The 21,070-nt window shown below is 53.9% G+C and carries 21 protein-coding genes; 13 read left to right on the forward strand and 8 right to left on the reverse strand.

Annotated elements, in window-relative coordinates:
• The first annotated feature begins 223 nt into the window (after positions 1–223).
• On the forward strand, positions 224–1,336 hold the full coding sequence (locus IBT46_RS11235) for a PQQ-dependent sugar dehydrogenase (RefSeq protein WP_200545740.1): 1,113 nt from the start codon (positions 224–226) through the stop codon (positions 1,334–1,336).
• Between the two features lie 9 nt (positions 1,337–1,345).
• Here IBT46_RS11235 and IBT46_RS11240 read toward each other — a convergent pair whose 3' ends face one another.
• Positions 1,346–2,002 carry an HAD family phosphatase gene (locus tag IBT46_RS11240; RefSeq protein ID WP_105593492.1) on the reverse strand — a complete coding sequence of 219 codons (657 nt, stop codon included), beginning with the start codon at positions 2,000–2,002 and terminating at the stop codon, positions 1,346–1,348.
• A 275-nt stretch (positions 2,003–2,277) separates the two neighbouring features.
• Between IBT46_RS11240 and IBT46_RS11245 the strand changes: the two genes are divergently transcribed.
• The gene (locus IBT46_RS11245) at positions 2,278–3,468 is read left to right on the forward strand and encodes a serine hydrolase (RefSeq protein ID WP_200545741.1); all 1,191 of its coding nucleotides are present in this window, start codon (positions 2,278–2,280) and stop codon (positions 3,466–3,468) included.
• 67 nt (positions 3,469–3,535) lie between these two features.
• Here the strand turns inward: IBT46_RS11245 and IBT46_RS11250 are convergent, their stop codons facing one another.
• The 4 genes from IBT46_RS11250 to IBT46_RS11265 all read right to left on the reverse strand — a co-directional run bounded on the left by IBT46_RS11250 (position 3,536) and on the right by IBT46_RS11265 (position 8,602).
• Positions 3,536–4,819 carry an HAAAP family serine/threonine permease gene (locus tag IBT46_RS11250; protein WP_200545742.1) on the reverse strand — a complete coding sequence of 428 codons (1,284 nt, stop codon included), beginning with the start codon at positions 4,817–4,819 and terminating at the stop codon, positions 3,536–3,538.
• Between the two features lie 519 nt (positions 4,820–5,338).
• Positions 5,339–5,944 carry an undecaprenyl-diphosphate phosphatase gene (ybjG, locus tag IBT46_RS11255; protein ID WP_200545818.1) on the reverse strand — a complete coding sequence of 202 codons (606 nt, stop codon included), beginning with the start codon at positions 5,942–5,944 and terminating at the stop codon, positions 5,339–5,341.
• Positions 5,945–5,952: 8 nt separating this feature from the next.
• A complete protein-coding gene (locus IBT46_RS11260; protein ID WP_200545743.1) occupies positions 5,953–6,687 on the reverse strand; it encodes a phosphatase PAP2 family protein in 735 nt (244 codons plus the stop codon).
• A gap of 229 nt (positions 6,688–6,916) precedes the next feature.
• Positions 6,917–8,602 (reverse strand): aspartate:alanine antiporter, encoded by a 1,686-nt coding sequence (locus tag IBT46_RS11265; protein ID WP_200545744.1) that lies wholly within the window; start codon positions 8,600–8,602, stop codon positions 6,917–6,919.
• Between the two features lie 295 nt (positions 8,603–8,897).
• Here IBT46_RS11265 and ybjM point away from each other — a divergent pair, with 295 nt between their 5' ends.
• Positions 8,898–9,275 (forward strand): inner membrane protein YbjM, encoded by a 378-nt coding sequence (ybjM, locus tag IBT46_RS11270; RefSeq protein WP_105593487.1) that lies wholly within the window; start codon positions 8,898–8,900, stop codon positions 9,273–9,275.
• Between the two features lie 65 nt (positions 9,276–9,340).
• On the opposite strand, the gene IBT46_RS11275 is transcribed toward ybjM, so the two are convergent.
• Complete coding sequence (locus IBT46_RS11275; protein WP_200545745.1) at positions 9,341–9,607, reverse strand: GrxA family glutaredoxin; 267 nt, start codon at positions 9,605–9,607, stop codon at positions 9,341–9,343.
• 225 nt (positions 9,608–9,832) lie between these two features.
• Between IBT46_RS11275 and IBT46_RS11280 the strand changes: the two genes are divergently transcribed.
• From IBT46_RS11280 to potI, 8 genes are all read left to right on the forward strand, one after another.
• Positions 9,833–10,117 (forward strand): YbjC family protein, encoded by a 285-nt coding sequence (locus IBT46_RS11280; protein ID WP_200545746.1) that lies wholly within the window; start codon positions 9,833–9,835, stop codon positions 10,115–10,117.
• On the forward strand, positions 10,101–10,823 hold the full coding sequence (nfsA, locus tag IBT46_RS11285) for an oxygen-insensitive NADPH nitroreductase (RefSeq protein ID WP_200545747.1): 723 nt from the start codon (positions 10,101–10,103) through the stop codon (positions 10,821–10,823). Before IBT46_RS11280 ends, nfsA begins: the two co-directional genes overlap by 17 nt.
• A 24-nt stretch (positions 10,824–10,847) precedes the next feature.
• Positions 10,848–11,750, forward strand: coding sequence for a 30S ribosomal protein S6--L-glutamate ligase (gene rimK / locus IBT46_RS11290; protein WP_200545748.1), 903 nt, complete (start codon positions 10,848–10,850; stop codon positions 11,748–11,750).
• Positions 11,751–11,836: 86 nt separating this feature from the next.
• Positions 11,837–12,316 carry a YbjN domain-containing protein gene (locus tag IBT46_RS11295; protein WP_200545749.1) on the forward strand — a complete coding sequence of 160 codons (480 nt, stop codon included), beginning with the start codon at positions 11,837–11,839 and terminating at the stop codon, positions 12,314–12,316.
• Positions 12,317–12,819: 503 nt separating this feature from the next.
• Positions 12,820–13,929, forward strand: a complete 1,110-nt coding sequence (potF, locus tag IBT46_RS11300; RefSeq protein WP_105593481.1) for a spermidine/putrescine ABC transporter substrate-binding protein PotF — start codon at positions 12,820–12,822, stop codon at positions 13,927–13,929.
• 119 nt (positions 13,930–14,048) lie between these two features.
• On the forward strand, positions 14,049–15,182 hold the full coding sequence (gene potG / locus IBT46_RS11305) for a putrescine ABC transporter ATP-binding subunit PotG (protein WP_200545819.1): 1,134 nt from the start codon (positions 14,049–14,051) through the stop codon (positions 15,180–15,182).
• A gap of 12 nt (positions 15,183–15,194) precedes the next feature.
• Positions 15,195–16,154 carry a putrescine ABC transporter permease PotH gene (gene potH / locus IBT46_RS11310; RefSeq protein WP_200545750.1) on the forward strand — a complete coding sequence of 320 codons (960 nt, stop codon included), beginning with the start codon at positions 15,195–15,197 and terminating at the stop codon, positions 16,152–16,154.
• Positions 16,151–16,996 (forward strand): putrescine ABC transporter permease PotI, encoded by an 846-nt coding sequence (potI, locus tag IBT46_RS11315; RefSeq protein WP_200545751.1) that lies wholly within the window; start codon positions 16,151–16,153, stop codon positions 16,994–16,996. Before potH ends, potI begins: the two co-directional genes overlap by 4 nt.
• 159 nt (positions 16,997–17,155) lie before the next feature.
• Here potI and IBT46_RS11320 read toward each other — a convergent pair whose 3' ends face one another.
• Positions 17,156–18,259, reverse strand: a complete 1,104-nt coding sequence (locus IBT46_RS11320) for an amidohydrolase (protein WP_200545752.1) — start codon at positions 18,257–18,259, stop codon at positions 17,156–17,158.
• 328 nt (positions 18,260–18,587) lie between these two features.
• Between IBT46_RS11320 and IBT46_RS11325 the strand changes: the two genes are divergently transcribed.
• The gene (locus tag IBT46_RS11325; protein ID WP_200545753.1) at positions 18,588–19,061 is read left to right on the forward strand and encodes a YbjO family protein; all 474 of its coding nucleotides are present in this window, start codon (positions 18,588–18,590) and stop codon (positions 19,059–19,061) included.
• An 88-nt stretch (positions 19,062–19,149) separates the two neighbouring features.
• Positions 19,150–20,280 (forward strand): 23S rRNA (uracil(747)-C(5))-methyltransferase RlmC, encoded by a 1,131-nt coding sequence (rlmC, locus tag IBT46_RS11330; RefSeq protein WP_200545754.1) that lies wholly within the window; start codon positions 19,150–19,152, stop codon positions 20,278–20,280.
• 36 nt (positions 20,281–20,316) lie between these two features.
• Here the strand turns inward: rlmC and artJ are convergent, their stop codons facing one another.
• Complete coding sequence (gene artJ / locus IBT46_RS11335; protein WP_105593474.1) at positions 20,317–21,048, reverse strand: arginine ABC transporter substrate-binding protein; 732 nt, start codon at positions 21,046–21,048, stop codon at positions 20,317–20,319.
• Positions 21,049–21,070 lie beyond the last annotated feature (22 nt).

Genomic DNA, 21,070 nt, shown 5'->3' on the forward strand with positions numbered 1-21,070 from the left:
CAACGCGGCGCGAGGACCGCCCGGAGCAGCAGCAGAGGCTGAACCTCATGCACCCATTCCTCAGCGGCATGTGAATGAACTCATACCCTACACGAATTAATAGTGATGGATTCCGTTCAGCGCTGCGGATTTCCCATTCCTCATTAAGGTTTTGTAAAAAGCCCGCCTCTTTAGCCCCGATTCGCTACGGTTATCTGATACATCCCGTTACGGAGAGAAAACAATGTTCAAACCTCTGGCCGCTGTTAGCCTGCTCGCACTGCTGTTCAGCCCGACGGCTATGGCGGAAAACGTAACGGTTGAAGAACTACAGGATGGTCTTAATCATCCCTGGGCACTGGCGTTCTTACCTGATAATCAGGGGATGTTAATCACTGAACGATCCGGCGAGCTCCGGCGCTGGCAGGCCGGAAAAGGGCTATCTGCGCCGCTTAAAGGCGTACCGGAAGTCTGGACCCGCAGCCAGGGAGGCCTGCTTGACGTGGTGCTGGCCCCCGACTTTGCCGAGAGCCGCCGCGTCTGGCTGAGCTATACGCGGGGCGAGTCGGATGGACGCGGTGGGGCTGTCGTAGGTTATGGGCGGCTCAGTGAGGATTATCAGCAGCTCAGCGATTTCCGCGAAGTCATCCGCCAGCAGCCGGGCCTTTCCGGTGGAGCTAATCTGGGTACCCGCATGGCGTTCGACGACAGTGGAAATCTGTTTATCGCTTTCGGGGATAACTTTCAGGCTGAAAAAGCGCAGGATCTGAATGCGCTACAGGGAAAAATTGTGCGGCTGAAGGCGGATGGTGCAATACCGCCGGATAATCCGCTAGTGGGTAAAGCAGGGGCGCGCCCGGAAATCTGGACGTGGGGAATGCGCAACCCGCACGGGCTGGCGCTCAATCCCTGGACCCGGCAGATGTGGGAGAGCGAACACGGTCCGCGCGGTGGTGATGAAGTGAATATTTTACGCAAAGGGGCCAACTACGGCTGGCCGCTGGCGACCTGGGGTATCGATTACAGCGGTGCGAAAGTTCCCGGCTCAAAAGCCGGCGAGGTTGAGGGAACGCTGCAGCCGATCTGGTACTGGAAGGTTTCACCCGCTATCAGCGGTATGGCATTTTATGACAGCGACCGCTTTTCGCAGTGGAAAAACTCGTTGTTTATCGGCGCGCTGAAGGAAAAGAATCTGATTCGGCTCAGCCTGAACGGCGAGCGGGTAGTCGATCAGCAGCGCCTGCTTGAGGATCGCGGCGAGCGCATTCGCGATGTCCGCGTGGGGCCGGACGGCTGGCTGTATCTGCTCACCGATGAGTCCGACGGCAAGCTGCTGCGGGTGGGGCTGGCTCCCTGAAATAGCGCTCTAGCGTACCCAGTTACACACTTCCCAGCCGCGCTGCTGCGCCAGGGAGAGTAGCGTATCGGCCGGATTCACCACGTGCGGGCGATCGGCATTTTCCAGCATCGGCAGATCGTTTATTGAGTCGCTGTAGGCCCAGGTTTTCTCAAACTGGCGGGCGCTGCTCTGCGACAGCCAGCGATTAACGCACTCCACCTTGCCTTCTTTATAGGTCAGCGGTCCGAAGATTTTGCCACTGTAGCGGCTGTCGACCACCTCAACGCCAATCGCCAGTGCGCAATCGGCACCCAGGCGTTGCGCAATGGGGGCCACCAGATGCTCCCCGCTGGCGGAAATCACCATTACCGTATCGCCGCGCTGCTGATGCCAGCGCATACGCTCGCGTGCCGCCGGATAGACGCGCGGCACAATGTCACGCTGGATAAATCGACGTATCCAGCCGCTAACCGTCGAGGTCGCCAGGCCCGCCAGCGGTGCAAGCGTGGTATCCATATATTCTTCCATTGAAAGGGTACCCTGATAGTACCGATCCATCAGCGCCTGCTCCTGTTGAAGGATTGCGGGAGGGGCGAAGCCCTGAGAAACCAGCCAGTGCAGCCATAATCCTGTGCTGTCTTCACAAATAATAGTTTCATCCAGGTCAAACAGTGCGAGATCCATGGTCATTCCTCCTCAGCAGATTGCTCTCAGAGTAGCGAATTATTGTGACAGGCTTAACCGTTTAACCCTAATTCAGAATTTGTCCTGGTGTAATCGTGTCGGGGTTGGCGATTATTTACCCATCATGACAGGCAAGGTTAAGATTTATCTAATAAACTCTAAGAAACTTTACGGTTCGAAGGTTCTTTTAAGTGATGTAACGTCTTAGTGTAGGGTGGCTCTGTACCCGATTGCGCTTCGAATACACGTCTTTCAAATGGATATCCGGTCACGCCATGAAGAAAAAACTCCTTTCTGCCAGCGTTTTTACGCTGGTCACTGCCACAACGGTGTTATTAACACTGCCAGCGGCCTACGCTGAACAGGCTCCTGCTGCGCCTCAGATTGATGCCAAAGCCTGGATATTGATGGATTACAACAGCGGTAAAGTGCTGACGGAATACAAGGCGGACGACCGCCTCGATCCGGCCAGCCTGACCAAAATGATGGCCAGCTATGTGATTGGTCAGGCGTTGAAATCCGGCAAGATTAACAAAGATGATATGGTCACCGTGGGTAAAGATGCCTGGGCGACCGGCAATCCAGTATTGCAGGGGTCATCGCTGATGTTCCTGAAGCCGGGGGATCGCATCCCGGTTTCAGAGCTGAACAAGGGCATTATCATTCAGTCCGGCAATGACGCCAGTATCGCCCTGGCGGATTATGTTGCGGGCAGTCAGGATTCTTTCGTTGGCCTGATGAACAACTACGTGAAGGCGCTGGGTTTACAGAATACCCATTTTAAGACCGTACACGGGTTGGATTCCGACGGGCAGTACAGTACCGCTCGTGATATGGCGCTGATTGGTCAGGCCCTAATCCGCGATGTGCCCGATGAGTATGCGATTCACAAAGAGAAAGAGTTTACTTTCAATAAAATCCGCCAGTACAACCGCAATCGCCTGCTGTGGAGCACCAATTTGCAGGTGGACGGTATCAAGACCGGTCATACTTCCGGCGCGGGAAATAACCTTGTCGCATCGGCGGTTGACGGCGATCAGCGGCTGATTTCTGTGGTGCTGGGGACGGCAACCGATGCGATTCGCATGCGTGAAAGCGAGAAGCTGTTGACCTGGGGGTTCCGCTTTTATGAAACGGTGACCCCGATAAAGGCCGGTAAACCGTTTGCCACGCAGCGCGTCTGGTACGGTGAGCAAAGCGAGGTCAATCTTGGTGTTGCTAAGGATGCGGCGATCACCGTGCCGAAGGGACAGATGAAGAATCTGAAAGCCAGCTTTACGCTGACTCAGCCGCAGCTCACTGCGCCGCTGGCAAAAAATCAGGTGGTCGGCACCATTGATTTCCAGCTGGATGGCAAATCCATCGATCAGCGTCCTCTGGTGGTATTGGATGAAGTGAAAGAGGCGGGATTCTTTGGCCGTATCTGGGACTTTATCGTGATGAAAATCACCGGGCTGTTTAGCTAACGCTAATTGTTGTTGACTTGCGCTCGTGAAGCAGGGGCGGACCGATCGGTCCGCCCGCTGAGGAACATCAGATTAAATCGTAAACCACGGCGGAAATCGCCACCAGGCCTACCAGCACCACAAATACGTTGCTCAGCTTGCCGCTGTATTTACGCATTGCCGGAACTTTGTTGATGGCGTACATCGGCATCAGGAACAGCAGCACGGCGATAATCGGGCCGCCCAGGCTTTCGATCAGGCCGAGAATGCTCGGGTTCAGCGTGGCAACAATCCAGGTTGTTACCAGCATAAACAGCGCGGTAAAGCGGTTCAGTTTATGTTCAGCAATGGTTTTACCGCGGCTGCGCAGCATCTTATTCACCGTACCGTTGAAACCTTCACGCGCGCCAAGATAGTGGCCGAGGAAAGATTTGGTGATCGCCACGATGGCAATCATCGGTGCCAGCCACGCCATCAGCGGGGTACTGAAGTGGTTTGCCAGGTAGGACAGGATAGAGATGTTCTGCGCTTTGGCTTCCGCCAGGTTTTCCGGTGACAGGCTCAGCACGCAGCTGAACACAAAGAACATCACTGTAATCACCATCATGATATGGCTGCGAGCCAGTATGCGGGAGCATTTATTCTCGGCCATTTCGCCGTACTCACCGCGTTTGGCTACGGCAAAGGCGGAAATAATCGGTGAATGGTTGAAGGAGAAGACCATTACCGGGATCGCCAGCCACAGTGTCATGAGCAGGCCACTGCCGCTGCCGCTCAGACTGATGTTGTTGAAAATCGAGCTGTTCCAGTGTGGGATCAGATAGAGCGCCAGCGCCATCAGCACCAGAACAAACGGATACACCAGCATGCTCATGGTTCTGACGATAATGTCTTTACCAAAACGCACGATGGTCATCAGACCGACGATCAGGATCAGCGACAGCAGCGCACGCGGCGGTGCCTGCATTTGCAGCTGATGGGTCATAAAGCTTTCGACGGTGTTGGTAATCGCTACGCTGTAAACCAGCAGGATAGGGTAGATGGCGAAGAAATAGAGCAGGGTGATCAGCTTACCGGCACCAACTCCAAAGTGCTCTTCCACCACTTCGGTAATATCGCCGTCAGGTTTGCTGCCTGAAAGCACGAAGCGGCACAGTCCCCGGTGGGCAAAGAACGTCATCGGGAAGGCCAGCAGCGCCATAATGATCAGTGGGATCAGGCCACCAATTCCGGCGTTAATCGGCAGGAACAGCACACCTGCGCCAATGGCCGTGCCGTACAGGCCCAGCATCCACATGGTGTCGGTTTTACGCCACGTACTGGCATCCTGAGGGGCTACGGGATTGAGCACCGCTGTTTGGGATGAGTCCATCACTTTCTCCAGTGTTTAAAAACAATTAATTAAATCGCTTAACATCCGCACAGCAATTTTTAATTACCGATAACGGATTTAATTAATCACTCTGATTTTTATGGCGCACACTCTACCATCAGAAAAAATAGATGAAAGCACTGGATGATCTATTACCGGTGATCGCAGTCACAATTCTATTACCTTTTTTGGTGCGAACATCTGTCGTAGGGGGTTTTGCAGGGATTATCTACCAGGTAACTGCTTTATTAACAGGCATTTAAACTGAATTTAAGGTTTTTTAAATGGTTAAATAGTAGTCTTGTTGGCTGTTTTTTGTTAGTGCCTGTTTTTATATTTTATTAAAAACAATGAGTTATTTTAATTTTATGGATTGAAGTGTTGCTGGTTTAATCAATTGCGCAACGGCAGTGAGCAGGCAGCATTTAATTCGGATTTATTGCGCAATAAGAAAAGTGGAGGGAGAGGAAGAGGTTTATCCTGGCGTTGCGGGCCGGAGGATTCCGGCCCATCAAATAATTAGTGGCGTACCCAGCCTTTACTGATTGGAAAAGCAAATACCGTGCGATAAAGAGAAGAGAGCAGCGGTAACAGGCGACTACCGAACATCAGCCAGAAAATTTGTGCAAACAGGCAGGACAATACGCCGACCAGCAGCCCGCCCAGCATATCCATTGGCCAGTGGACGCCAAGGTAGATGCGTGACCAGGCGATAGCCGCACCGGTAGCCAGCAGTACGGCACCGGACCAGATGCGATGCCAGGCAATAAACGCCAGTGCAAAGGTAAAGATCACCGTGCCGTGATCGCTGGGGTAGGAGTCATCAGGGGCATGGGCAAGATACTGGTGGCCGAGCCCGATTGCGAAGGGGCGAGGATGCGGGAAAAGATGGCCGAGGCTCCAGGATATTGCCAGCGCATACAGCAGCGCCACACCGGTTTTCACCACCAGCACGCGCTGCGAGGTCAGCTGGCTGCGTGGCCCCCACAGCCACAGTACGACGATCATCAGCGGGACGATGGCAATCACGTCGCGGGCGATAAACGTTGCCAGTGCGATCAGCCATCCCGGCGAGTCGCCGTTGGCGTTAATCCAGAGAAACAGCGAGCGGTTAATCTCTTCCATCATTGTATTTATTTCCTCTTCATTTTAAACAGATGCGTCACGCACCCGAAAATTACACACTGCGTCAGCCATACCCACCACGCGGCCCAGAGGTTGTGGGACATGAAGTGTGCGCCTCGCATAATCTGACCAAAGCCCATGGCCGTCCCCAGTACCAGCGCCGCCCACCAGCAGCACCAGGCGAGGCGCGGGCGACGGGGCCAGAACAGGAAAAACAGCGCCATCGCACTGAATCCGCTGGAGGCATGCCCCCCAGGGAAGCAGCGGCCCGGCCCGCTATTTTCGGGAATAGATCCAAATAGCGGATAGGAAACGGCATGACCACCAAACTGCACCAGGTCCCATGGGCAGGAGTGCGCACTGCTGCTTTTCAGCACACCAACCACCAGCGGTCCGATACCCATCAGCAGTGCCACCAGTACCCAACGCCACTGACGGCGTACGATCCCGGCAATCAGCAGCAGTACACCGCCGCCGATGACCAGGTCTTTTAACAGGCGGTGGTTAATCACATCCAGCCAGACGTTATCTTTCCATGGAAACTGCTGAGTCAACGGGTCATACCCCATCTGGCTGATGGCCATGTCCCAGCTTTCACTGCGCGACAGCCAAATCAGAAACATCGCGCTCAGCACTAACAGCACGGATTGCTTAAAATAAAAGTCAGCCGGAAGAGGGTAAAGAGCTTCCCTCCTAATTACGCGCTTCGTTTCGGGTTTGTTGAGAATTGATGACATTTTCATGACGTTTCGACGATAAGTACAGGGAGTCTACGATGCCTGAAAGCGCTTAAGGCAACATTAAGAGCGGAAGGAAAGGAGGCTGTGGAAGTTACGGAGCAGAAAAGAAAAAAACCCGCTAAACATAATGTTTAACGGGCTCCTCAATTTGGGGATTTCAAAGAAAAGCAGTGGCATTAATTCAGACTGCACCCCGCTATAAAAGTTCTCTGAAGTCCCTAAATATTTTTTGTCAGCCGAAAATCGGCCAGATTACCACGATCAGCGTACCGGCGAGCGTAAGCAAAACGTTAGCAATCGCATAAGTTCCTGCATATCCCAGTGCCGGGATGTTGCTGCGCGCGGTATCGCTGATAATCTCCATCGCCGGGGCGCAGGTACGTGCTCCCATAATGGCACCAAACAGCAGGGCGCGGTTCATCTTCAGTATCAGCGCGCCAAACAGGAAACAGATCACGACCGGCAGCAGGCTGACTATCAGGCCGGCAGCCAGCATCAGCAGACCGGTTTCACCCAGCCCCTGATTAATTCCGCTGCCCGCGCTAAGCCCGACACCGGCCATAAACACCATCAGGCCAAACTCTTTCACCATCGTGAGTGCACCCTGTGGGATATAGCCAAACGTAGGGTGGTTAGCCCGCAGGAAACCGAGCATGATCCCGGAAAACAGCAGCCCGGCGGCATTACCAATGCCAAAGTTGAAGCTGCTGAACTGGAAGTTAATCATGCCGATCATCAGACCGATAATAAAGAAGGAGCAGAAGGCCAGCAGGTCGGTTACCTGGCTGTGGATCGAAATAAAGCCGATGCGGTCAGCAACGGACTTCACGCGCTTTGCTTCACCGCTGATGTGCAGCACATCACCTTTATTCAGGATGATGCTGTCGTCGATCGGCATTTCAATCTGGCTGCGGATAACCCGGTTGAGGAAGCAGCCGTGATCGGTCAGCTTGAGCTGGCTGAGCCGCTTGTTAACCGCATTGTTATTTTTCACCACGATTTCTTCATTAACGATGCGCATGTCCAGCAGATCGCGGTCGAACACCTCTTTGCCGTTACGGAAGCTGGGATCGAGGCGCGAATGGGCATCCGGGTAACCCACCAGTGAAATCTCGTCGCCGGGTTGGAGTACCGCATCGCCGTCGGGATTTGCCAGAATACCATTGCGGCGAATACGTTCGATATAGCAGCCGGTCTGCCGGTAAATGCCCAGTTCGCGCAGATTTTTGCCGTCGCTCCATTCAACTAATTCGGGGCCAACGCGATAGGCGCGGATCACCGGAAGGTAGACTTTCCGCTTGCTGTCCGGGTCGAGGCCGCGTTCGCGGGCGATTTGCTGGGCGCTGGTCGGCAGATCCTGGTGCTGCAGTTTGGGAAGATAACGGGCGGCAACAATCAGGCTGACGAGGCCAATCAGATAGGTCAGGGCATAGCCGAGGCTGAGATGATCCTGCGCGTGGCTGAGGCTATCGCTTTCTGTCATTGTTTGCCGCAGGGTATCACCTGCACCCACCAGAACCGGCGTAGAGGTCATCGACCCCGCCAGCATCCCGGCAGTCAAACCGATGTCCCAGCCGAAAAGTTTGCCCAATCCCAATGCGAGAATCATTGCGCTGGTGACCATGACCACCGCCAGCATCAGATAATTTTTTCCATCCCGGAAGAATATAGAAAAAAAGTTCGGGCCGGCTTCAACTCCGACACAAAAAATAAATAACATAAAGCCAAGATTCAGGGCTTCGGTATTAATTGAAAAATGCTGTTGACCGAGCAGCAAAGAAACCACTAAAACGCCAATGGAATTACCCAGTTGTACCGAGCCCAGTCGTAATTTTCCTAAACACAAGCCCAATGATAAAACAACAAACAATAACAGTATGTAATTTCTACTTAACAAGTCTGCGACGTTTATATTCACGGTTTAACTTCTTGTTTACCATTAACCTATTGATGAAAGGGCATTTATGCGCTAAATTTTATCCGCCAGGCCCCGTTGCCGTTCAGTCACAGCATGAGAGCTGTGGGCTAATTTTTAGCAATGATGTTTACGGATAAAGCGACGACTATTTTAATCGTTATACTGCCTTACAGCCAGCATCCGCCTGGTTATTTTTAGCAATATCAAGATAATTAAATTTGTTGTTGTATAACAATCACACACTCATTCTTTTTTGAATTGATGTTGGGTTAAAAATAACCTGGAGAAGATTCTGATGTGGGTTAAAGCCTTCAGCTGGTCTGGTGTTATTGCCTGCAGCTCTCTTTATGGGTTGCTCTTTCTTGCCGTGCGTTATCTGATCGCTATCGGTGGGGCTAACCACGTCCAGTTTGGCCTGCTGCTGTTTATGATCCCCGGCGCGCTGGCGGCGCTGATGTCGAAAGAGGCTCCGTTTACCGTTTTACTGCTGGCGGTGCTGTTGGCGTCGCCGCCCTGCCTGGCGCTAATGCAGCTAAGCACTTTTCATAGCGTGGGGCTGGGTCAGGAGATCGCAATTATCACCAGCGCGGTTTTCTGGTGTGGCTCAGGAGCATTGGCGGTGATGCTTTGCCGAACGCTGGTGGAGATTCATCAGCGGCAGAGCAGAGGGTAAGGGGGGCGAAGAGGGAAGTACAGCATCAGGGGGTGCGATATCGCCTCCCCTGAGGAACAAAGCTGTTAAAACTGGAACAGTCCCAGATTAGCTTTAGCGTAGGCTTCAAAATCAGTGCAGCCACCGATGTGAGTCTGATCGAGGAAGATCTGCGGCACGGTTTCAACAGGTTTACCCACGGTCTTCTCCAGATCTGCTTTGGTGATACCCTCCGCGTGAATGTCCACATAGCGGAAGTTAAAATCATCACGCTCTTCAGTCAGTTTCTCAGCCAGTTCTTTAGCACGCACGCAGTAAGGGCAGCCCGGGCGTCCGAAAATCACAGCAAACATAGATGTCTCCTCAAGGGTTGGATTCTTTTATGTGACTTAAGTCACAACTTATTGCTCAATGCCGCCTATGATGCCCGCAACCCCTGTTGAATGAAAGAAGGAATTACCTGTTGGTATGATTCGTACAGGCTATACCCCTTGCGTTTTTCTGCTCTTTTAAGGCAGAGTGTGGCGGCGCGAGGCCGGGACTTTTGGGTTGATTAACAGAGCGTAAGGAGAGTCAGAATGCGTGCTTTTACTCAGTTACCCCGATCGGTTCTTATTCTCGAAGCCCTGGGTGGAATCGTGTTGCTTATTGCCCTGCTGACGCTGCATGAACTGCTTCCTTTGCCATCCCCTTTCACCGGTAAACTGGCCCTAACCGTCATGATTTTCGCCGGGATTGTCCTGATGCTGCCCGCCGCCATCGTGATGATGTGGCGCACCGCTAAAGCTATGGCCCCGGACTTATTTAACACGCGCCGTTCGCATACCAGGAAAAAAGGAGATTCTCATGACGCCGACCATTGATTTGCTCTGCGCCCATCGTTCCATTCGCGCTTTTACCGAGCGGAAGATGACCGGGGAGCAGCGCGCTGCCATTCTTGCCGCTGCGCAGTCGGCTTCCAGTTCCAGTTTTTTACAGTGCACTTCAATAGTACGCATCAGCGATCCCGCACTGCGTGAGGCACTGGTCACCCTGAGCGGTGGGCAAAAATATGTTGCCCAGGCCGCCGAGTTCTGGGTGTTTTGCGCCGATTTTAATCGCCTGCAGCAGATTTGCCCGAATGCGCAACTGGGGCTGGCAGAGCAGCTGTTGCTGGGCTGTGTTGATACCGCACTGATGGCACAGAACGCAATGACCGCTGCGGAATCGCTGGGTTTTGGCGGCGTGTTTATCGGCGGTATTCGCAATAATATCGCCGAGGTGACCCAACAGCTTAAACTGCCGAAATATGTGCTGCCGCTGTTTGGGTTGTGCCTGGGGGAACCCGCGCAGGACCCGGTTTTCAAGCCGCGCATGCCTGCAACAATGCTGGTGCATGAAAACCAGTATCGGGCTCTGGAACCGGCCGAGCTGGAAGCGTATGACCGCCAGCTGGAAAATTACTACCTGAGCCGTGACAGCAATCGCCGGGTGGAAAGCTGGAGCGACCATATTCGTAAAACGCTGGTGAAAGAAAGCCGACCGTTTATTCTTGATTATCTGCACCAGCAGGGTTGGGCGACGCGCTGATCTTCCCGCTTTCGGAGGTAACTGTTGAAAATTGCCGTACTTTCTCGCGATGGTTCGCTTTATTCCTGTAAGCGTCTGGTTGAGGCTGCGCGCGCGCGCGGCCACAGTGTAGAGGTCATCGATCCGCTCTCCTGCTATATGAATATCAACCCTGGCTCCTCGGCGATTCATTATCGCGGCCGCCAGCTGGAACATTTTGATGCCGTGATCCCGCGTATTGGTCCTTCAACCACTTTTTATGGAACGGCGGTGCTGCGCCAGTTCGAGATGTGCGGGAGTTATCCTCTTAATGAGTCGCTGGCGATTGCCCGTGCGCGCGATAAGCTGCGTTCGCTACAGCTGCTGGCCCGCGCCGGGATTGCCATGCCCATTACCGGCTTTGCGCACTCGCCGGACGATACCAGCGACCTGATAAAGATGGTCGGCGGCGCGCCGCTGGTGGTGAAGCTGCTGGAAGGAACCCAGGGTATTGGCGTAGTGCTGGCGGAAACACGGCAGGCGGCGGAAAGTGTGATTGACGCCTTTCGCGGGCTGAATGCGCATATTCTGGTTCAGGAGTTTATTAAAGAGGCGCAGGGGCGGGATATTCGCTGCCTCGTGATCGGTGGCGAAGTCGTTGCCGCTATTGAACGGGTGGCGAAAGAGGGGGAATTCCGGTCCAATCTGCATCGTGGCGGCAGCGCCCGACGCGTGGTCATTGACGATCGCGAGCGGGAAATTGCGGTTCGTGCGGCCGCAACGCTCGGTCTGGATGTGGCCGGGGTGGATATTCTTCGTGCTGAACGCGGCCCGCTGGTCATGGAGGTCAACGCCTCTCCCGGACTGGAAGGCATTGAAAAAACGACCGGTCTTAATATTGCTGCAATGATGATCGGCTGGATCGAAGAACAGGCTCGTCCAGGTTTCTGCCTCAAAACCGGTGGCTGACGTCTTATTTCTGTCGTAAACGTAGTTTTTGTTAACGATTTTCCGTAAGCTAGTGCGCAATTTTATGGTGGCAAGAGATAAAGCATATGGATTCACTCATCGTCCCGGATCTCGACGTATTACGGCGTTGGCTGGATCAGCAAAGCATCACCTGGTTTGAGTGTGATTCCTGCCAGGCCCTTCATCTGCCGCATATGCAGAATTTTGACGGTGTGTTTGATGCCAAACTGGATCTGGTTGATAACGTGATCCTGTTTTCGGCGCTGGCCGAAGTGAAGCCTACTGCGCTGATTCCGCTGGTCGGCGATTTGTCGCAAATTAACGCCAGTTCACTGACGGTGAAGGCGTTCCTCGATATTCAGGATGATAATCTGCCAAAACTGATTGTCTGCCAGTCGCTCAGCGTGAGTGCCGGTGTGACTTACGCGCAGTTCGTTCACTTTATGAAGCAGAGTGAAGAGCAGATTTCGATGATTGTGATGGAAGCTTTTGCCAATCATCTATTGATGATCGGAGAAGACGAAGATCGGGCACCGGTTATTACCGGGCACTCTATGCTGCACTGATTCTATTCTCTCCTCGCCGGGCAGTGGAGCATACTGCCCGACAGCCCGACAGCCCGACAGCCCGACAGCCCGACAGCCCGACAGCCAATATCCCGGTTTCCGACTTTTCAGCATTCTGCTTAATTATTTGCGCGAGCTGTATTTTTCCTGCCTCTAACCGTCCGGACGCCACCACTTTTTATTCTGCATTTTGCCCTTAATTGCCAGATATCTATCGCTGTTTATGCCGCGAATGGCATATCACGTAGAGGAAACATGCATAGAAAATCGATAAAAGGCGTTTTTTACGCTAAGGTCTGGTCTGGACCAGTGAGTGGGGCTATTCTTGCGTTGCCGTATTCATGCGTGCAACGTCGCTACAAATATAGGTTTTTTCTATTAACGGCGCAGTGAATAATGATTCATTGTGGACCTGTATTTTGCGGCAGGCGCTCACCGGTTCGCTTGCTGAGAAATGTACCTCTGGGTACTGCTGTGATTATCCCTGTTCAGGAGAATGGAAGATGTTCAACCAACGCAAAAAATGGTTGTCAGGTGTGGTTGCGGGTGCGCTGATGGCGATCTCCGCTGGCTCTCTGGCGGAAGATAAAACGCTGCACGTTTATAACTGGTCTGATTATATTGCGCCAAACACCGTAGCCGATTTTGAAAAGCAAACCGGCATCAAAGTCGTTTACGACGTGTTTGACTCTAATGAAGTGCTGGAAGGCAAACTGATGGCGGGCAGCACCGGTTATGACGTGGTGGTGCCATCTTCCAGCTTCCTGGCGCGTCAGCTACAGTCCGGTGTGTTTCAGCCGCTGGATCGCAGCAAGCTGCCAAACTATAAAAACCTCGATCCGGATCTGATGAAAAAGCTGGAACAGCACGATCCGGGCAACAAATATGCTATTCCTTACCTGTGGGCTACCACCGGCATCGGCTATAACGTTGATAAAGTGAAGGCCGCGCTGGGTAAAGATGCGCCGGTTGACAGCTGGGATCTGGTACTGAAGCCGGAAAACCTTGAGAAACTGAAAAGCTGTGGCGTGTCGTTCCTGGATGCCCCGGAAGAGATCTTTGCTACCGTGCTGAACTACCTGGGTAAAGATCCGAACAGTAGCGATGCAAAAGATTACTCGGGTGCGGCAACCGATCTGCTGTTGAAACTGCGTCCAAGCATTCGTTACTTCCACTCTTCTCAGTACATTAACGACCTGGCGAACGGTAACACCTGCGTGGCCATTGGCTGGGCGGGTGACGTCCTGCAGGCGAAGAAACGTGCGGAAGATGCGAAAAACGGCGTGAACATTGCCTACAGCATTCCTAAAGAGGGTGCGCTGGCGTTCTTCGATATGCTGGCGATCCCTAAAGATGCGAAAAATACCGATGCGGCCTATCAGTTCATCAACTATCTGATGGAACCGAAAGTGATGGCGCAGATCTCTAATACTGTCTTCTATGCCAGCGGCGTGAAAGCATCGATTCCGTTTGTTGATGAAGCTATCCGCAACAACCCGGGTATCTACCCAACTCCAGAAACCATGGCAAAACTGTTTACGCTTAAGTTGCAGGACCCGAAACTTGATCGTGTGCGCACCCGTGCATGGACTAAAGTTAAAAGTGGTAAATAACTGAGTAGTGAGTCTGACTCACTCTTGCTAAGCAGCAGAGGCCGGTTATCGGCCTCTGTTTGTTATTTTTGGGCCTGTCCCACAGCGGGAAGGCTCTTTAGCGCCGGAGAGTAATGGTAGTGAACGACGCGATCCCCCGTCCTCAAAGCAAGGCTGGCAGGGCGTTAACGCCGCTGCTGGAAATCCGCAATCTGACGAAATCGTTTGATGGTCAGCACGCGGTAGATGATGTCAACCTGACCATCTACAAAGGCGAAATCTTCGCCCTGCTGGGTGCTTCTGGCTGCGGTAAGTCTACGCTGCTGCGTATGCTGGCCGGGTTTGAAAGCCCGACGCAGGGACAAATCCTGCTGGATGGCCAGGATCTCTCCCACGTGCCGCCTTATCAGCGCCCAATTAACATGATGTTTCAGTCCTATGCGCTGTTCCCCCATATGACGGTGGAGCAGAATATTGCTTTTGGTCTGAAGCAGGACCGCCTGCCCAAAGCGGAAATCGCCAGCCGCGTGGCCGAAATGCTGACCCTGGTACACATGCAGGAATATGCTAAACGTAAACCGCACCAGCTTTCTGGCGGTCAGCGTCAGCGCGTGGCGCTGGCACGTAGCCTGGCGAAGCGGCCTAAACTGCTGCTGCTGGATGAGCCAATGGGCGCACTGGATAAAAAGCTGCGCGACCGTATGCAGCTGGAAGTGGTCGATATTCTGGAGCGCGTGGGCGCCACCTGCGTGATGGTGACTCACGATCAGGAAGAAGCGATGACCATGGCGGGCCGTATTGCCATTATGAACCGCGGCAAGTTTGTGCAGATCGGCGAGCCGGAGGAGATTTACGAGCATCCGACCACCCGCTTCAGCGCTGAGTTTATTGGATCGGTTAACGTCTTCGAAGGCCTGCTGCGCGAGCGCCAGGAAGACGGGCTGATTATTGACAGCCCCGGACTGGTGCATCCGCTGAAAGTGGCGAGCGATGTGTCGGTTCTGGACGGTGTGCCGGTGTACGTGGCGCTACGCCCTGAAAAAGTGCTGCTGTGCGACGATGTTCCGGCCGACGGCTTCAATTTTGCCGTGGGTGAGGTGGTGCATATTGCCTATCTGGGCGACCTGTCTATCTATCACGTGCGCCTGCGTAGCGGACAGATGATCAGCGCTCAGTTGCAAAACGGCCAGCGTTTCCGCAACGGTACGCCGACATGGGGTGATGAAGTTCGCCTGTGTTGGGATGCCGATAGCTGTGTGGTTCTGACGGTATAAGCGGGGGGAATAATGAGCCAATTTTCTGAACGTACCACCAAACCACCGAGCGTGCGGCGCATCGGCGTTTCGCTGCTGACCCGGCTACAGATGGCCCACGGCCGCAAGCTGGTAATAGCACTGCCTTACATCTGGCTGTCGCTGCTGTTTTTACTGCCGTTCCTTATCGTACTAAAAATCAGTTTTGCTGACATTGCGCGTGCCATTCCACCGTACACTGAGCTGCTGACCTGGGCCGATGGCCAGCTGAGTATGGTATTGAATCTCGGCAACTATTTCACGCTGACCGACGATCCGCTATACGTCGATGCCTATCTGCATTCGCTCCAGGTTGCGGCCATTTCAACGGGCATCTGCCTGCTGATCGGCTATCCGCTGGCCTGGGCGGTGGCGCATGCCTCACCCTCAACGCGCAATATCCTGCTGCTGCTGGTGATCCTGCCATCCTGGACCTCCTTCCTGGTCAGGGTATATGCGTGGATGGGTATCCTGAACGATAACGGTATTTTGAACCGCTTCCTGATGTGGACCGGCGTGATCGATCACCCGATCGCCATTCTGTACACCAATATGGCGGTGTATATCGGGATTGTTTACTGCTATCTGCCGTTTATGGTGCTGCCAATCTATACCGCACTGACCCGCATCGATTATTCGCTGGTGGAAGCGTCTCTCGACCTCGGCGCGCGTCCGCTGAAGACCTTCTTCAGCGTGATTGTGCCGCTGACGAAAGGCGGCATTATTGCCGGTTCAATGCTGGTATTTATCCCGGCGGTGGGCGAGTACGTGATCCCGGAACTGCTGGGCGGACCGGACAGTATTATGATTGGCCGCGTGCTGTGGCAGGAGTTCTTCAATAACCGAGACTGGCCTGTGGCTTCTGCGCTGGCGGTGATTATTCTGCTGATCCTGATCATGCCGATCGTCTGGTTCCACAAGCATCAGAACAAAGAAATGGGGGATAAGGCATGAACAGTTTGCCGACCATTCGCTCGAAGTGGCGTACGGCGATCCTCGCTGTTTGTTTCTTCTTCCTCTATGCGCCGATGCTGCTGCTGGTGATCTATTCGTTTAACTCGTCGCAGCTGGCCGCGTGGGAAAGCTTCTCGTTCCACTGGTATAACGTGCTGTTCCACGATGATGCGATGATTAGCGCCGTCACGCTCAGCCTGTCGATTGCCGCACTGTCGGCAACGGCGGCGGTGATGCTCGGCACCATTGCCGCCGTGATCATTGTGCGCTTTGGTCGCTTCAAAGGATCGACCGGTTTTGCTTTTATGCTGACGGCACCGTTGGTGATGCCCGACGTGATTACCGGTCTTTCGCTGCTGCTGCTGTTTGTGGCAATGGCGAACGCCTTTGGCTGGCCTGCCGATCGCGGGATGTTGACCATCTGGCTGGCGCACGTGACCTTCTGTACCGCGTATGTGGCGGTAGTGATCAACTCGCGCCTGCGGGAGCTGGATCGGTCAATCGAAGAAGCGGCAATGGATCTGGGTGCGACACCGCTGAAGGTGTTCTTTGTGATCACCGTGCCGATGATCGCGCCGGCCATCGTCACCGGCTGGCTGCTGGCCTTTACGCTGTCTCTGGATGATTTAGTGATTTCCAGCTTTGTTACCGGACCGGGGGCTACAACGCTGCCGATGCAGATCTTTGCTACCGTTCGTCGCGGTGTGAATCCGGAAATCAACGCGCTGGCTTCGTTAATTCTGTTTGTGGTTGGGCTGGTGGGCTTTATCGCCTGGCGTCTGATGGCACACGAAGAGAAGCAGCGAATCAAGGATATTCAGAAGGCCCGTTCCGGGCATTGAGTTGTCAGGCGGGTGCGTTCGTTTTCAGCATCCGGTCGACGAACCACCAGGGCGCGGGCTTCCTGCCCGCGCCCGATCTGATGGCCGCATCCGTGCTGTTCTCTCCTTTTCGCTACCGTGCTGCGGAATCCGGCAGCTCTCGCAAAGGCCTGGCAGCAGTTACCCCAGCACCCTTCGAACGCAGGCTTTAAATATTTTCACCCCGACCGGTAGCGAAGCCAGATCGAAATGCATATCAGGGTGATGCAGCCCCGGCAGCAGATCCGTGCCCAGCCCCCAGAAACCCGCCTTCACTTCCGGCCGCTGTACCGGATACTGGAAGAAATCTTCGCTGCCTGGCGTTGAACGTACCGGCATCAGCGCAGCTTCACCCAGTACATCAACAATCGCCTGCGCTATCAGTGCGGTCATCTCGTCATCAATCACTGCCGCAGGCATGCTTTTCACCACCGTCACATTGGCTTTGGCACCGTAGGCCGCCACGCTGTGCTCAACGGCCCGCTGAACGCGCGCCTGTAGCTCAACCATATCTTCATTTTTGGCTGCACGCAGATCGAATACCACTCGGGCTTCATCCGGGATGGAATTGGTTACGCCGGCATCGCAGATAAAGCGAGTGGCTTTTACACTCCACCCACTGTCCGGGGCCAGATGTACCGCATTTACCGCCTGTACCGCGCTGACGGCGGCATCCAGCGCGTTGACACCCAAATGCGGTCGTGCACCGTGTGCCGCCTGCCCATAAATAATGGCTTCCAGTGTGACGCATGCCGAATAGTGTACCGCCGGAATGGCTGTACCCACGGCGCATTCCTGGGCCGGGCGTACATGGAAGCCTAAAATCATATCCACATCGTCAATTGCGCCTCCGGCGATCATCGCCAGCGCGCCAGCCCCCAGCTCTTCCGCCGGTTGGAAAATCAGCTTCAGCCGACCGCGTTTTACTTCATGCCCGGCGATCAGCTCCTCGGCGGCGCTCAGCACGACGGAAGAGTGGCCATCGTGGCCGCAGGTGTGCCGCGCGCAGTGTACTCCGTCAATAATGTGCCCAAGTGCATCCATATCCGCCCGCAGCGCCAGAGTTGGGCCTGGAATACCGCTGTCAAGGATCGCCACAATACCGGTAGTCCCATTGAAATTATCCTGTACGACAAAGCCCGCGTTTTTTAACTGCTGGCTGATATAGGCCGACGTTTTAAATTCCTGGAATCCCAGCTCCGGGATTTCATGCAGGTAGTTATAGTGCTCCAGAACCCTTAACACGTTTTCCACTCCATTCAGAAATAATTAAAGTAATACGCTTACCAGTGGGCGGTTACCTTACGGTAATCATGCATCTGGCCATCCTCAGCCAACGGGTACGCCGTTTTCCTGAGAGATTAAAATATATTCAGATGCAGAAATATACGTTTTGTCTGGTTTTATTTTGGTATAATTAATGACCGAAAATAATTTTATTTCGTGGAGTGGAATTATTGGCGCGTATAGGCTAAAAATAGTTGAATTAATCTGTCTGAATGCGTGTTGTAGGTTAATAACCAGACAGTAGCAGTGCGGATTGACGATATTTAGCACAGGGCAGGAGAGGGATATGTCAGAGGTGTTCAGAGGTGGTGGTACATTGTCCGGCGACCGGATGGCTATCCCTGTACCGGTGCTGATTGCTGGCAGCGCGGTGATCGCGACCCGTGTGCTTAGCGTGCTGCTTCTGGCCAATGAACTGGGATATGAAGAGGTGATGAATTTTATTCACCGCAGCGCACAATCCTGGGATTCCACTTTAATTTTTATTGCCAGCCAGCTGATCTTCTTCCTTGAGCTGCGCTGCGCGATTGCAATGATCCGTGGGCGGAACTGGGGGCGCTGGACGTTCCTTGCCACTCAGGTGGTTGTGCTGCTGTATATGATGGTCGCAACGCTGACCGGGATCTACCCGGAGATTTTCAGCATCAGCGGCGAAGATAACGTCCGTATTATCAGCTCGCTTATCGCGCAGAAACTCCCGGATTTGCTGGTGTTGCTTTTAGTGTTTGTGCCGGTGAGCAGCCGACACTATTATCGCTGAGCCGCATTTCGTCTGAGACTGCACCCGGCGCGAATTTGGGTATATACTGTCGCCCTGCATTTCGCACTCCCAATCAACAGGCTTTAACATGCATTGCGCGCTCTACGACGCCGGTCGTTGCCGATCCTGCCAGTGGCTGGAAACGCCGTACACCCAGCAACTTTCGCAAAAACAGGCTCATCTGCAGCAGCTGATGGCTTCTCTGCCGGTGGCAAACTGGCTGGAGCCGGTGATTTCTCCGCCGGAAAAATTCCGTAACAAGGCGAAAATGGTGGTCAGCGGCAGCGTTGAGCGCCCGCTGCTCGGTATGCTGCATCGCGACGGCACGCCGGTCGATCTCTGTGACTGCCCGCTTTATCCCGACAGCTTTACCGATGTGTTTGCCGCGCTGCGCCCGTTTATTGCCCGCGCCGGGCTGACGCCCTATAACGTTGCGCGCCGCCGCGGCGAGCTGAAGTTTATTCTACTGACGGAAAGCCGCTACAGCGGTGAGCTGATGCTGCGCTTTGTGCTGCGCTCCACCACTAAGCTGGCGCAGCTTAAGGCTGCACTGCCGGAACTACAGCGCACGCTACCGCAGCTGGCGGCGATTTCCGCCAATATCCAGCCGGTGCCGATGGCGATTCTCGAAGGGGATGAAGAGATCCCGCTTACCGATAATCAGGCTCTGGCCGAGCAGCTCAATGACGTGCCGCTGTGGATACGGCCGCAGAGCTTTTTCCAGACCAACCCGGAAGTGGCGGCATCGCTGTATGCCACCGCGCGCCGCTGGGTAGCGGAATTAGGCGTTAACAGCATGTGGGATCTGTTCTGCGGCGTCGGGGGCTTTGGCCTGCACTGCGCCACGCCGGACATGCAGCTAACCGGGATTGAGATCAGTAAAGAAGCGATTGCCTGCGCGAAACGTTCCGCCGAACTGATGGGATTAACGCGGGTGAATTTTGCGGCGCTGGACTCAACGGAATTTGCCACCGGAGAGGGCAGCGTGCCGGAGCTGGTACTGGTGAATCCGCCACGACGCGGTATCGGTGCGGAGCTGTGCGACTATCTCACCCGAATGGCACCGCCGTGGATACTTTATTCCAGCTGTAATGCGCTGACGATGGCAACGGATCTTGCCCGGCTAAGTGACTATCGTATTGTGCAGGTGCAACTGTTTGATATGTTCCCGCATACGGCGCACTACGAAGTGCTGACGCTGTTACAGCGGAAAGCATAAAGCGGGCAGGCGAGATATTCGCCTGCCGTTTGTGCATTACTCCGGGAACCAGCGCTGATTAATTTTCTCAATCGTGCCGTTTGCGCGCAGCGTATCCAGCGCGGTATTCAGTTTTGCCAGCAGCTCCGCGTTATCCTTACGCACGGCAATCCCTAAGCCCGTACCAAAATAGCTGCTGTCGGTAACGTGCTTGCCTACGGTGCCAAGATTCGGACTGGTTTTCAGCCACTGATTGACCACTGCGCTGTCGCCGAAAATACCGTCCAGGCGGTTATTTTTCAGGTCCAGAATAGCGTTCTGATAGCTGTCATAGGCCACGGCGGTAATCTCAGGATGCTGCTCCTGTAGATACTTCTGATGTGTGGTGCCGTTTTCCATACCCACGCGTTTGCCTTTCAGCTGCGAAAGGTCGGTAAATTTACCCTTTGGCGCAATCAGAATCGCGGAGTTCGCGTAGTAAGGCTTGGTGAAGCTGACCTGCTGACTGCGCTCCGGGGTGATATCCATGCCGGAAATCACGGCGTCGTAACGGCGAAACTTCAGGGCAGGAACCAGGCTGTCAAACGGGTTATTGGTGAAGGTACACTCTGCTTTCATCTCTTCGCACAGCGCTTTGGCCAGATCGATATCAAATCCAACAATCTGATTCTCACTGTCCAACGATTCAAACGGTGGATAGGTAGCAGAGGAAGCAAAACGAATTTTATCTGCGGCTACAGCCCCAAAGGTCATGCTGGCCAGAACCGTGGCCAGAATAATTTTTTTCATGTTATCAGTTCCTTTTTTAGAA

The organism is Erwinia sp. S38 (assembly GCF_016624545.1).
Lineage (GTDB): Bacteria > Pseudomonadota > Gammaproteobacteria > Enterobacterales > Enterobacteriaceae > Erwinia > Erwinia coffeiphila.

Bases quoted from the DNA above. Each gene is read 5' to 3' on its own strand.
- IBT46_RS11235 (WP_200545740.1), top strand. From the start codon at position 224: ATGTTCAAACCTCTGGCCGCTGTTAGCCTGCTCGCACTGCTGTTCAGC.
- IBT46_RS11240 (WP_105593492.1), bottom strand. From the start codon at position 2,002: ATGGATCTCGCACTGTTTGACCTGGATGAAACTATTATTTGTGAAGAC.
- IBT46_RS11245 (WP_200545741.1), top strand. From the start codon at position 2,278: ATGAAGAAAAAACTCCTTTCTGCCAGCGTTTTTACGCTGGTCACTGCC.
- IBT46_RS11250 (WP_200545742.1), bottom strand. From the start codon at position 4,819: ATGGACTCATCCCAAACAGCGGTGCTCAATCCCGTAGCCCCTCAGGAT.
- ybjG (WP_200545818.1), bottom strand. From the start codon at position 5,944: ATGGAAGAGATTAACCGCTCGCTGTTTCTCTGGATTAACGCCAACGGC.
- IBT46_RS11260 (WP_200545743.1), bottom strand. From the start codon at position 6,687: ATGAAAATGTCATCAATTCTCAACAAACCCGAAACGAAGCGCGTAATT.
- ybjM (WP_105593487.1), top strand. From the start codon at position 8,898: ATGTGGGTTAAAGCCTTCAGCTGGTCTGGTGTTATTGCCTGCAGCTCT.
- IBT46_RS11275 (WP_200545745.1), bottom strand. From the start codon at position 9,607: ATGTTTGCTGTGATTTTCGGACGCCCGGGCTGCCCTTACTGCGTGCGT.
- IBT46_RS11280 (WP_200545746.1), top strand. From the start codon at position 9,833: ATGCGTGCTTTTACTCAGTTACCCCGATCGGTTCTTATTCTCGAAGCC.
- nfsA (WP_200545747.1), top strand. From the start codon at position 10,101: ATGACGCCGACCATTGATTTGCTCTGCGCCCATCGTTCCATTCGCGCT.
- IBT46_RS11295 (WP_200545749.1), top strand. From the start codon at position 11,837: ATGGATTCACTCATCGTCCCGGATCTCGACGTATTACGGCGTTGGCTG.
- potF (WP_105593481.1), top strand. From the start codon at position 12,820: ATGTTCAACCAACGCAAAAAATGGTTGTCAGGTGTGGTTGCGGGTGCG.
- potH (WP_200545750.1), top strand. From the start codon at position 15,195: ATGAGCCAATTTTCTGAACGTACCACCAAACCACCGAGCGTGCGGCGC.
- potI (WP_200545751.1), top strand. From the start codon at position 16,151: ATGAACAGTTTGCCGACCATTCGCTCGAAGTGGCGTACGGCGATCCTC.
- IBT46_RS11325 (WP_200545753.1), top strand. From the start codon at position 18,588: ATGTCAGAGGTGTTCAGAGGTGGTGGTACATTGTCCGGCGACCGGATG.
- rlmC (WP_200545754.1), top strand. From the start codon at position 19,150: ATGCATTGCGCGCTCTACGACGCCGGTCGTTGCCGATCCTGCCAGTGG.
- artJ (WP_105593474.1), bottom strand. From the start codon at position 21,048: ATGAAAAAAATTATTCTGGCCACGGTTCTGGCCAGCATGACCTTTGGG.